The organism is Dactylosporangium sp. NPDC051541 (assembly GCF_044454505.1).
In the GTDB taxonomy this organism is placed as follows: domain Bacteria; phylum Actinomycetota; class Actinomycetes; order Mycobacteriales; family Micromonosporaceae; genus Dactylosporangium.
This window is the reverse complement of record NZ_JBITDU010000001.1, coordinates 1,604,695-1,616,450: the sequence shown is the minus strand read 5'-3', so window position 1 is coordinate 1,616,450 and position 11,756 is coordinate 1,604,695. Positions and strand designations below refer to the sequence as shown.

General features: G+C 71.1%; 10 protein-coding genes. 1 reads left to right on the top strand and 9 read right to left on the bottom strand.

The window, feature by feature from the left end; translation table 11 throughout:
* The first annotated feature begins 90 nt into the window (after nucleotides 1-90).
* Nucleotides 91-702, top strand: coding sequence for a GNAT family N-acetyltransferase (locus tag ACIA8L_RS07300; RefSeq protein WP_395901361.1), 612 nt, complete (start codon nucleotides 91-93; stop codon nucleotides 700-702).
* Between the two features lie 102 nt (nucleotides 703-804).
* Here the strand turns inward: ACIA8L_RS07300 and dapB are convergent, their stop codons facing one another.
* The 9 genes from dapB to ACIA8L_RS07255 all read right to left on the bottom strand — a co-directional run bounded on the left by dapB (nucleotide 805) and on the right by ACIA8L_RS07255 (nucleotide 11,730).
* Nucleotides 805-1,551, bottom strand: coding sequence for a 4-hydroxy-tetrahydrodipicolinate reductase (gene dapB, locus ACIA8L_RS07295; RefSeq protein WP_395901359.1), 747 nt, complete (start codon nucleotides 1,549-1,551; stop codon nucleotides 805-807).
* Between the two features lie 113 nt (nucleotides 1,552-1,664).
* Nucleotides 1,665-2,984 (bottom strand): M16 family metallopeptidase, encoded by a 1,320-nt coding sequence (locus ACIA8L_RS07290; protein WP_395901357.1) that lies wholly within the window; start codon nucleotides 2,982-2,984, stop codon nucleotides 1,665-1,667.
* A gap of 3 nt (nucleotides 2,985-2,987) precedes the next feature.
* A complete protein-coding gene (locus tag ACIA8L_RS07285; protein ID WP_395901355.1) occupies nucleotides 2,988-5,417 on the bottom strand; it encodes a polyribonucleotide nucleotidyltransferase in 2,430 nt (809 codons plus the stop codon).
* A 215-nt stretch (nucleotides 5,418-5,632) separates the two neighbouring features.
* Nucleotides 5,633-5,902: a 30S ribosomal protein S15 gene (rpsO, locus tag ACIA8L_RS07280; RefSeq protein ID WP_223101882.1), complete on the bottom strand. Its 270-nt coding sequence runs from the start codon at nucleotides 5,900-5,902 to the stop codon at nucleotides 5,633-5,635.
* 394 nt (nucleotides 5,903-6,296) lie between these two features.
* Nucleotides 6,297-7,229 (bottom strand): bifunctional riboflavin kinase/FAD synthetase, encoded by a 933-nt coding sequence (locus tag ACIA8L_RS07275; RefSeq protein ID WP_395901353.1) that lies wholly within the window; start codon nucleotides 7,227-7,229, stop codon nucleotides 6,297-6,299.
* A gap of 325 nt (nucleotides 7,230-7,554) precedes the next feature.
* Nucleotides 7,555-8,445, bottom strand: a complete 891-nt coding sequence (truB, locus tag ACIA8L_RS07270; protein WP_395901351.1) for a tRNA pseudouridine(55) synthase TruB — start codon at nucleotides 8,443-8,445, stop codon at nucleotides 7,555-7,557.
* Nucleotides 8,446-8,858: 413 nt separating this feature from the next.
* On the bottom strand, nucleotides 8,859-10,145 hold the full coding sequence (locus tag ACIA8L_RS07265) for an MATE family efflux transporter (RefSeq protein ID WP_395901778.1): 1,287 nt from the start codon (nucleotides 10,143-10,145) through the stop codon (nucleotides 8,859-8,861).
* Nucleotides 10,146-11,113: 968 nt separating this feature from the next.
* The gene (locus ACIA8L_RS07260; RefSeq protein ID WP_395901349.1) at nucleotides 11,114-11,332 is read right to left on the bottom strand and encodes a DUF6186 family protein; all 219 of its coding nucleotides are present in this window, start codon (nucleotides 11,330-11,332) and stop codon (nucleotides 11,114-11,116) included.
* The gene (locus ACIA8L_RS07255; protein ID WP_395901347.1) at nucleotides 11,329-11,730 is read right to left on the bottom strand and encodes a hypothetical protein; all 402 of its coding nucleotides are present in this window, start codon (nucleotides 11,728-11,730) and stop codon (nucleotides 11,329-11,331) included. The genes ACIA8L_RS07260 and ACIA8L_RS07255 overlap by 4 nt, the downstream gene beginning before the upstream one ends.
* Nucleotides 11,731-11,756: the final 26 nt, after the last annotated feature.

Here is an 11,756-nt window from a genome sequence, read left to right as displayed (position 1 = left end):
ACGGCTTAACGCTCGCACCCGCGCAACTGTGACGTGCGGGCGCTACCCCGCCGGGTCTGACTTCACACAAAATCCGTAGGCTGCTGCTTCATGACGCTCGGGTTCGTCCGTCCGGCGCGGCTCGACGACGTCGTCGAGATCGCCCGCATCCAACTCACGACGTGGCGCGTCGCATATCGGCGACTGCTGCCCAAACACATCCTCGACCGGCTGGACGAGGAGTGGATTACCCGCCGGTGGCGAGATGCCGTCGCGGACCCGCCGAGCCCGGCCCACCGTGTGCTGGTCGCGGTCGAACAGGTCGATTCGCCCGGCTCGCAACCAGAGTCAGCATACGTCGTGGGGTTTGCCGCGTCAGGTCCGGCAGATGACAGCGCGCTGGCCCCGGATGAAGATCACACGGCCCTTGACAAGGCATTTGCCTCGGCCGCGGCCATCACTGACGTGCTGGTCGAGCCCCGTTGGGGGCGTCGCGGCCACGGCAGCCGTTTGCTGGCGGCCAGTGTGGATTTGTGGCGTTCTGACGGATTCACGACAGCACTTGCGTGGACATTCGCCGACGACACTGTTACGCGTCGATTTCTGGAGGGCGGCGGATGGGCACCGGACGGCGCCAGCCGATCACTCGACGTCGATGACCTGCTGGTGCCGCAACTGCGTTGGCACGTCTCCCTGGAACAGGATCCCGTTACCGGGGCGTGATGCTGTTGCGGCCCAACGGTGGCCTCACAGTCCCACCATATGGGACGAAAACCGGCTCAGCCGAACAGTGACCAACGACCCGGCTGAGCAGTGACCACCGGCTCAGCCGAGCAGTGACCCGAGGCCTACGGTGAGTCCGGGCCGAGTCAACACGGAGCGCACTGCGAGCAGTACCCCCGGCATGAATGAAGCTCGATCGTAAGAGTCGTGCCGCAGGGTCAGCGTCTCCCCCGCCGTGCCGAAGAGGACCTCCTGGTGCGCCACGAGCCCGGTGGCCCGGATCGCGTGGATGCGCACGCCCTCGACGTCGCTCCCGCGCGCGCCGGCCAGCTCTTCCTTGGTCGCGTCCGGCACCGCGCCGAGCCCCGCCTCCGCGCGCGCCTCGGCGATGATCTGGGCCGTGCGCAGCGCGGTACCGCTCGGGGCGTCGATCTTCTTCGGGTGGTGCATCTCGACGATCTCGACGGACTCGAAGTGCCGGGCCGCCTTCGCCGCGAACTCCATCAGCAGCACTGCGCCAACGGCGAAGTTCGGCGCGATGACGATCCCGAGCTCGGGCCGGGTCGCGAGGCGGTCCCGGACCAGCTCGATACGCTCGGCGGTGAACCCGGACGTGCCGATGACGGCGTTGACGCCGTGCTCGAGGCACCAGTCGATGTTGCCGAACACCGAGTCGGGCCTGGTGAAGTCGACGACCACTTGCGCGGCCGCGAGCGGCTCGAAGCTGTCACCGTCGTCGATCGCGGCCACGAGCTCCATGTCGCCCGCCCCGGTCACGGCCTTGCACACCTCGGTGCCCATGCGGCCGCGCGCGCCCAGCACGCCGACCCGGATCTTCGCGTCATCCACAAAAGCAAAATACACAAAGACCATGCATCGGCTTCCGGGGCCGCTTCGCTCCCGCCCCGGGCAAGGGGCTCACCGCCCCCTGCACCCCTGCGACGTACGCGGCCGCGCCGGAGTCAGCGAAGAGCGTCGGCAAAAGCCCCGTCGTCGAAGTCACCGATGAGCGCGAGCGACATCGGCCGGGCCAGCAGCTCCTCCGTGACCCGGCGGACCTGCTCCGGCGTGACGGCGTCGACCCGGCGCAGCACCTCGTCGACGCTGAGCAGCTCGTCGTAGAGCAGTTCACCCTTGCCGAGCCGGCTCATCCGCGACCCGGTGTCCTCCAGGCCGAGCACGACGGCGCCCTTGAGCATGCCCTTGCCGCGTTCGACCTCTTCGGCGGTGAGCCCGTCCGCGGCGACCTTGGCCAGCTCCTCGCGGGTGATCGCGAGGACCTCCTCGACCTTCCCGGGCGCGCAGCCGGCGTAGACGCCGAAGAGCCCGGAGTCGCTGTACTGCGAGGTGAAGGAGTACACCGAGTAGGCGAGGCCGCGCTGTTCGCGGATCTGCTGGAACAGCCGGCTCGACATGCCGCCGCCGAGGACGTTGTTGAGCGCGCCGAGGGCGAAGCGGTCGTCGTGCTGGCGCGGGTAGCCGGTGCAGCCCAGCACCAGGTGCGCCTGCTCGGTGTCCTTGTTGCGGACCACGACCTGCCCGGAGCGGGTCGGCACCTTGGCGGTACGCGAGCGCCGGGCGGTCGGCCCGGCCGTGTCGGACCAGCCGGCCCGGTCGAACGCCGCCCGCACGGCCTTGACCACCTTGGCGTGGTCCAGGTTCCCGGCCGCGGCGATGACCATCGTCTCGGGGCGGTAGCGGCGGCGGTAGAAGCCGTCGATCTGTTTGCGGGTCAGCGCCGAGATCGTCGGCACCGAGCCGGAGATCTGACGGCCGAGCGGGTGGGTGCCGTAGACGGCCTCGGTGAAGACGTCGTGCACCTCGTCGCCGGGCTCGTCGTCGTGCATGGCGATCTCCTCGAGGATCACGCCCCGCTCGGTCTCCACGTCCGCCTCGGTGAGCACGGAGTCGGTGACCAGGTCACACACGACGTCGATGGCCAGCGGCAGGTCGGCGTCGAGCACCCGCGCGTAGTAGCACGTGTACTCCTTGGCCGTGAATGCGTTGGTCTCCCCGCCGACCGCCTCGATCTGCGCGGAGATGTCCAGCGCGCTGCGCCGCTTGGTGCCTTTGAACAGCAGGTGCTCGAGGAAGTGCGAGACGCCCGACAGCGTGGGCGTCTCGTCCCGCGAGCCGATGCCGACCCAGACCCCGAACGAGACGCTCCGCATCGCGGGGATCGCCTCGGTCAGGATCCGCAGCCCGTTGGGCAGCACGGTGCGGCGCACCGTGCCACCCAGCGGGTCGTCGGACAGGGTCTGGGTCAGCGCTCGGCTCGTCATAGGTCAGTCGCGCCGGTTGCGCCGACGGCGGAACTCGCCGCCCTCGTCGCCCTCGCCGCCGGCCGGCGGCGCCTCGCCGCCCGCGCCACCCTCGGGCGCGGACTGACGCGGGCCCCGGTCGCCACCGCGGTCACCGCGGTCGCCGCTGCGCTCGCCCCGGTCCCGGCGCGGGCCACGGTCACCACCGCGGTCGCCCCGGTCACGCGACGGCGGACGCTCGCCACCCTCGGCCGGAGCCGCCACGGCGACCTCGCCCTCGGCCAGCACCTTGTCCAGGTAGATCTTGCCGCGGTTGTCGATGTCCGCGATCTGCACCTCGACCTTGTCGCCGACGTTGAGGAAGTCCTCGACCCGGTCGACCCGCTTGCCGTTGCCCACCTTGGAGATGTGCAGCAGGCCGTCGCGGCCCGGCAGCAGCGAGATGAACGCGCCGAACGCGGCGGTCTTCACGACAGTACCCAGGAATTTGTCTCCGACCTTGGGCATGGTCGGGTTGGCGATCGCGTTGATCCGCTCGACGGCGGCCTCGGCCGACGGGCCGTTGGTCGCGCCGACGTAGATCGTGCCGTCGTCCTCGATGCTGATCTCGGCGCCGGTCTCGTCCTGGATCGCGTTGATGGTCTGGCCCTTCGGCCCGATCACCATGCCGATCTTGTCGACCGGGATGCGCACCGTGGTGACCCGCGGCGCGTACACGCTCATGCCCGCCGGCGACTCGATGGCCTCGGCCATCACGTCGAGGATGACGTGCCGCGCGTCGTGGGCCTGCTGCAGCGCGCTGGCCAGCACGTCCGACGGGATGCCGTCGAGCTTGGTGTCCAGCTGCAGCGCGGTGACGAAGTCGCGGGTGCCGGCGACCTTGAAGTCCATGTCGCCGAACGCGTCCTCGGCGCCGAGGATGTCGGTCAGGGTGACGTACGTCGTCTTGCCCTCGACCTCGTCGGAGATCAGGCCCATCGCGATGCCCGCGACCGGCGCCTTCAGCGGCACACCGGCCGACAGCAGCGCCATCGTGGAGGCGCAGACCGAGCCCATCGATGTGGAGCCGTTGGAGCCCAGCGCCTCGGAGACCTGCCGGATCGCGTAGGGGAACTCCTCGCGCGACGGCAGGACCGGGATCAGGGCCCGCTCGGCGAGCGCGCCGTGGCCGATCTCGCGCCGCTTCGGGGCGCCGACGCGGCCGGTCTCACCGGTCGAGTACGGCGGGAAGTTGTAGTTGTGCATGTACCGCTTGGACTTCTCCGGCGCGAGCGTGTCCAGCGTCTGCTCCATGCGCAGCATGTTCAGCGTGGTGACGCCCATGATCTGGGTCTCGCCGCGCTCGAACAGCGCCGAGCCGTGGACTCGCGGCAGGACCTGCACCTCGGCGGTCAGCGGCCGGATGTCACGCGGGCCGCGGCCGTCCATGCGGACCTGCTCGCGCAGGACGCGGGCCCGGACCTCGTTCTTGGTCAGCGACCGCAGCGCGGCGCCGATCTCCTTCTCGCGGCCCTCGAGCTGCCCGCCGACGCGCTCGAAGAGCGCGGCCTTGATCCGGTCCAGGGCCTCCTCGCGCTCCGCCTTGCCGGCGATCCGCAGAGCCTCGGTGACCTCGTCCTTCACCGCGCCGGCGACGACCTCGTAGGCGTCGGGCTGGTAGTCGAGGAAGACCGGGAACTCCTGCACCGGCTTCGCGGCGACCTCGGCCAGCTCGGACTGGGCCCGGCACAGCTCGCGAATCGCGGGCTTCGAGGCCTCCAGGCCGCTGGCCACGACCTCCTCGGTCGGCGCGGGCGCGCCGCCGGCGACGAGCGCCACGGTGTGCTCGGTGGCCTCGGCCTCGACCATCATGATCGCGACGTCACCGTCGGGCAGGGTCCGCCCGGCGACGACCATGTCGAACGTGGCCCGGCCGAGCTCCTCGACGGTCGGGAACGCCACCCACTGGCCGTCGATGTGGGCCATCCGGGTCGCGCCGATCGGGCCGGAGAACGGCAGGCCCGACAGCTTGGTCGAGAGCGAGGCGGCGTTGATGGCCACCACGTCGTAGGGGTGCTCGGGGTCGAGCGCGAGGACGGTCTCGACGACCTGGACCTCGTTGCGCAGGCCCTTGACGAAGCTCGGGCGCAGCGGCCGGTCGATGAGCCGGCAGGTGAGGATCGCGTCCTCGCTGGGCCGGCCCTCGCGGCGGAAGAACGAGCCGGGGATGCGCCCGGCCGCGTACATGCGCTCCTCGACGTCGACCGTCAGCGGGAAGAAGTCGAACTGGTCCTTGGGCTGCTTGCCGGCGGTCGTGGCCGAGAGGACCACGGTCTCGCCGAGCTGGGCCAGGGCCGAGCCGGCCGCCTGACGGGCCAGGCGCCCGGTGGAGAAGGTGATCTCCCGGGTGCCGAACGAGCCGTTGTCGATGACGGCCTTACTGGTGTGTGTACCGAGATTGCTCTGCTCGGTCATGTGTGGTGTTGCTCCCTTTTGGGTCGTTGGTTCGCCCTCGGCGGAGCTGTCCGCGGCCGGTCTTCGATCGAAGCTCACGGGGTGGTACTTCACCCGGGAGCCACTACCGAGGACCGGTGCGCCGACCAACTCGGCGGGGCGCTGCCATTCCAGTGTGTCACTACTCGACGGGGGAGAGCCGATTTGCGGCATCTCCCCCGTTCACGAGCGTGTCGTTAGCGCCGCAGGCCGAGCCGCTCGATCAGCGAGCGGTAGCGGGCGATGTCGTTCTTCTGCAGGTAGTTCAGCAGGCGACGACGACGGCCGACCAGCAGCAGCAGGCCGCGCCGGCTGTGGTGGTCGTGCTTGTGCAGCTTGAGGTGTTCGGTGAGGTCCGCGATCCGCTTGGTCAGCATCGCCACCTGGACCTCCGGCGAACCGGTGTCGCCCTCGGCGGTGGCGTACTTGCCCATGATCTCGGTCTTCTGCGCAGAGTCGAGCGCCATATTCTCCCTTTACCGTGGATTCGTCCGGTCGGGCCCCGCGGCGTCGTGCAGGCAGCCTGACCCCCGCCGGTCACCCGGCGTCGACCCAAGGCTAACAGACTTGCGAATTCACCCGCGCATCGGCGCCGTCGAGGACGATGACGGCGCCGCACGCGGCGTCCTTCGCCAGACCGTTGCGGGGTTTGGTTCGAGCCTGTGTGGTTCGGGCCGGTCTGATTCGCGCCGGTCCAGTCCGCGCCGGTTCGATTCGGTTCGGGCTGGTTCGGTTCGGTGGTTCGGTTCAGGCCGGTCCAGTCCGCGCCGAGTCGGGTCGGGTCGGGTCGCGCCGCGCCGCGCCGCGCCGAGTCGGGCCGGTCCAGTCCGCGGCGATTCGTGCCGGGCCGGTTCGGGCCGGTCAGGGGCTCAGCACGTGCCGGGTCTGCGCGACGTCCTCGGTGATCTGCGCGATCAGCGGCTCGATGCCCTGGTAGACGCGCTGCTCGCGGAGCCGGTCGGCGAAGTCGAGGCTGACCCGCTCGCCATACAGGTCACCCTCGAAGTCCAGCACGAACGCTTCCACGCGCCGCTCCGTGCCCGAGAACGTCGGGTTGCTGCCGATGGACACGGCCGACGGCAGCCGCGCACCGTCGCGGTCGCGCACGAACCACGCGGCGTAGATGCCGTCCGCGGGCACCGCCGCGTTGGCCGGCACGAGCAGGTTGGCCGTGGGGAACCCCAGCTCACGTCCGCGCTGGTCACCGCGGACGACGACGCCTTCCAGCCGGTGCGGCCGCCCGAGCGCCCGCGCCGCGGCTACGACGTCACCGGCGTCGACACAGCTGCGGATGTACGTCGAGGAGAACACCGTCCCCTCGTCCGCCACCAGCGGCGCCCCCTCGACCGCGAACCCGAACGTCCGCCCGAGCCTCGTCAGCAGCGCGACGTCCCCGGCCTGCTTGTGCCCGAACCGGAAGTTCTCCCCGACGACGATGAGCGCGGCGTGCAGCCGCTCCACCAGCGCGTCGTGGACGAACTGCTCGGGCGAGAGCCGCGAGTACTCCGCCGTGAACGGGATGACGCACAGCACGTCGACACCGAGCGCCTCGAGCAGCTCGGCCTTGCGCCCCGGCTCCGTGAGCACCGCCGGGTGCGACCCCGGCCGCACGACCTCGGCCGGATGCGGATCGAACGTCACGACAACCGACTGCACGCCGAGCTCATGGGCCCGCTTCACGGCATGCCCGACGATCTGCTGATGCCCGCGGTGAACCCCGTCGAACACCCCGATCGTCGCGACCGCGCGCCCCCACCCCCCAGGCGCCGCCTGCGTCCCCCGCCAACGCTGCATGCTCACGAGCCTACTGCCTCCCGCGCCCCCACCCTCCAGCCCCCAGCCCCGCCCGAAACCGCCACGCCGCTCTGTCCACACCCCGCCCGGACGCGGCACGCCACTCTCCCCCGCCCCGCACGGAACCGTCACGCCACTCTGCCCACAGCCCACACGAAACCATCACGCCACTCTGCCGACGCCCCGCGCGGACGCGACCGCCAACCCGTCGTGCGGACGCGGTCAATGAACGACGACCGCCCTGTCCACACCCCGCACGGAACCGTCACGCCGATCTGCCCAAGCCCCGCGCGGACGCGACCGCCAACCCGTCGCGCGGACGCGGTCAGGGAACGAGGACGATCTCCGGGCGGGCCTTGCCGTCGCGCTCCTGCACGATCGCGAGGACGGTGCCGTCGGGCGCGAATACCGCGTAGGGCTCCACAATCCCGATCGCGACCAGCGGCCCACCGTGCGACAGCACCTTCGCCTCGTCCGGGCTCGCGTCACGGCGGGGAAAGCAGCGGTCGGCGGCGGCGGGCAGCGGCATCGTCACCGGGTCTTCGCGCTCTCCCAGCTCATCCAGGGTGGCCGCCTCAGCCAGGGTGAAGTTGCCGACCGCGGTCCGCCGCAGCGCGGTGAGGTGCCCACCGACCCCCAGCGCAGCACCCAGGTCACGCGCGAGGGCGCGGATGTACGTCCCCGACGACACGGCCACATCCACGTCGAGGTCGACGTACGCGCCCGCGCGCCGCAGCGCCAGGACGTCGAGCCGGGAGACGGTGACCGGCCGGGCCGCGAGCGCGACCTCCTCGCCGGAGCGGACCCGGTGATAGGACCGGACCCCGTTGACCTTGATAGCCGAGACGGAGCTGGGAACCTGCAGAATGTCACCCCGCAGCGGCTCCAGCGCGGTCTCGATCTCGAGGTCAGTGACCGCGGACGCGTCCGCGCGCGCGACGACCTCCCCCTCGGCGTCGTCGGTGATCGTGGACTCGCCGAGCCGGATGGTGGCCGCGTACTGCTTCGTGCTCCCGATCACGTACGTCAGCAGCCGCGTGGCCTTCTCCACCCCGATGATCAGCACGCCGGTGGCCATCGGGTCGAGGGTGCCACCGTGCCCGACCCGCCGCGTCCGCGCGATCCGCCGCATCCGCGACACCACGTCGTGCGAGGTCATACCGCCGGCCTTGTCGACGACGACGAGGCCGCCCGCGGTCGCCGTCTTCTGCGCCATGGCCGACACAGTAACGAATCAGCCGAACCGCACGAGGCACTGCCACAGATACTGCAGCAGTAGCAGCACAACCGCCGACTCCGCCGACTCCGCCGACTCCCCGACCCCGCCGACCCGCCCAGCCCTCCGGTTCCCACGCCCCCGCGCCCTCACACGCCCACGCGCCCTCACACGCCCACGCCCCCGCGCCCATCACCACCGCGTCCACAGTCGACTTCCCAGACCGTTCACAGCGCAAAAGCCGACGCCGATATCTCGGCCCAACGAAACTCCTCAGGAATGTCCACCCACGCCAGCCGTCGCGCGGACGCGGGGAGACAGCCGCACGGGCACGAAAGGCAGAGCCGCGCGGACGCGAGGAGGCAGGGACGTGCGGGCGCCGAGCGGGGCGGGGGCGGACGCTGGCGCGGGTGTCAGCGCACTGCGCCGGCCACTGCCCAGCGGTCGCTCGAAAGGCGGTACAGCAGGCCTACGAGCCGCAGTGCGATGAACACGGTCAGAGCTATCCATACCCCGCGGAGGCCGGCGTCCAGCAGGTATGCCAGCCAGATGCCGGGCAGGAAGCCCCCGAGCGCGCTGACCAGCGTGAGGTTTCGCAGGTAGCGCGCGTCGCCCGCCCCCAGGAATACGCCGTCCAGAGCGAACACCACGCCCGCTGCCGGCATCATCGCGACGAAGAACCACCAGGCGTGCCGGGCCTGGGCGTACACCTCCGGGTCGGCGCCGAACCACGGTTGCACCGCCAGAAGGGCCAACGCTACGAGGCCGGCGAACGCGCCGCCGGCGACCAGGCCGGCTCGGGTGATCTGGCGGGCCAGGGCTCGTGCCTCCGGGACGCGCTCGGCGCCGAGCGCGGCACCGATCAGCGACTGCGCGGCGATGGCCAGCGCGTCCAGGGCCAGGGCGGTGAAGAAGAACAGCTGGATGGCGATCTGATGGGCGGCCAGGGCGGCGTCGCCGAACCTCGCTGCGACCGCGGATGCGGACAGGAAGCAGGCCTGGAACGCGGCGCCGCGCAGCAGGAGGTCGCGTCCGAGCGTGAGCTGGTGCAGGATCACGGCCGGGCGCGGGCGCAGCGGTACCCGTTCGGTCATCAGGGCGCGGACGAACAGCAGGCCGACGACGGTCTGGGCGGTCACGTTGGCTACGGCGGAGCCGATGAGGCCGAGGCCCGCCGGGTACACCAGCAGGGGGCACAGCGCCGCGGACAGCGCGTTCGCGGCCAGGACGTAGTAGAGCGGGCGCCTGGTGTCCTGGACGCCGCGCATCCAGCCGTTGCCGGCGGTGCCGAGCATGAGGCCGGGGGCGCCCAGGGCGGCGATGCGCAGCCAGTGTTCGGCGTTGGTGGCGACCGTGCCCGCGCCGCCGGCCAGGGCGCGGGTGAGGGGGCCGGCCGCGGCCTCGAGGACGATCAAGATGGTGAAGCCGCCGGCCAGGGCCAGCCAGGAGGCTTGGACGCCCTCTTCGACCGCTTCCGCGCGCTGGCCGGCGCCGAAGCGGCGGGCGGCGCGGCCGGTGGTGCCGTAGGCCAGGACGGTGCCGAGCCAGACGGCGAACGACATCACGGAGCCGCCGATGGCGAGGCCGGCGAGCTGGGTCCGGCCGAGGTGGCCGACGACGGCGGTGTCGACGAGGACGTAGAGGGGTTCGGCGGCGAGTACGACGAGCGCCGGGAGGGCCAGTGCGGCCACCCGGCGCATCGTGGGTGCCTGATCGACCGTCACCCGCACATAGTAAGGGCGGGACGGTCTACGGGCACTTACAAAAGGTCAGCCGCGGCGGTCCATCGACATCTGCAGGGCGGCGCGGGCGCGCTCGCGGGTGTCGTTGGCCGGCTCCTGCGGCTTGGGCTGGGGCTTCTGCTGCTCAGGCATGACGTTGGTCTCCTCTGTTGCATGGTGCTGTGGACGGTGCTTGCTCGGTCGCGCCGGGGTCACCGGAAGACACGCACAAAGCACGCCAAGGAGACCGACCTGGGTGGTGTCGGCCTGTTGACACTGTTGAGCGGCGCACGTGGTTCCTCGCTTCCGGCGTGATGGATCGGGCCGTTGACACCCGCCGCCGGGACCCGCTTCCTAGCGGTTCACCCGGGGCGGGCAGCGAAGAATTCGTACTGTGCGCATACGCCTAAGCTATCGTTCAGTTTCACCATGTGCGACGTTATCCCGCGATCTGGAACACCGGATTCCACCATCGGGCGATCGATTGCGCAGCTCAGTGGCCCAGGAGCGGGTAGCCGAACAGCGGCCAGGGCACAAGATGGCACCCGCGAGCGGCCGCCGTCCAGCGAGGCCGGGCACGAGGCGCGACCCGCGAGAGCCAGCCACTCAGCGGGACCGAGCGCAAGGCGCGACCCGCCGGAGGCGGCCACTCAGCGAGGCCGAGCGCAAGGCGCGACCCGCCGGAGGCGGCCACTCAGCGAGGCCGAGCGCAAGGCGCGACCCACGAGAGCCAGCCACTGAGCGAGGCCGGGCACAAAGCGCAAACCCGCGAGAGCCAGCCACTCAGCGGGACCGAGTACAAGGCGCCCAAACCGCAGGAAGCGGACGGCTCGTCGGGGCCGGAAGGAGTTGTCGGGGGGTGCAGGGGGCGCAGCCCCCTGCCCGGGGCGGGAGCGAAGCGGCCCCGGAATCCGCTGCATCTGTACTTGTTCTTTTCGGACCGGGCGTCAGCGAGCCAGGAAATGCCAGCCGAGCCACCACCAGAAGCCGAACATGGCGATCCGGCCGACGGGAAGCGGGCCGACGCGGTACCGCATGACGACGCCGCACACGTCGCCCAGGGACGGCACGCGCGAGCCCTCGCGACGGGAGGCGATCTCGACCGTCGCGAAGAGTCCGAGGGCCGCCGTGAACAGGACGGTGACGAGGAACTGCCCGGCGGTCATCGCCGCACCATGGCCCAGAACGCCCAGAGCCAGCCGAAGTACGCGCCCGCGCGGGCCCAGTAGTGCTCGAGGACGGGGTCGGCGAGGCGCGACAGCGTCGGGTACGCGTGCGATCCATTGAGGAACGTCGCGCCCTCGACGATGCCGAAGAGCAGCAGCGGCACCAGCCACCAGGCGGCGCCGCGGGCCAGGCGCGGGGGCGACGTCCGGCGCGGCACGTGGGCCGACATCCCGAGCCAGAACAGCGCGCCGCCGGTGGTCAGGACCAGCAGGTTGGCCCGCAGGCCGAACGACGGCGAGGCGCCGCCGACCAGGGCGATGAGGGCGAAGACAGGGGTCAGCACAACCGGCCGGGCCCAGACCCGGTCGACCTCCGCAACGAGCTCGGGTCGGTCCATCCATCGATTGTCACCGCAATGGATGT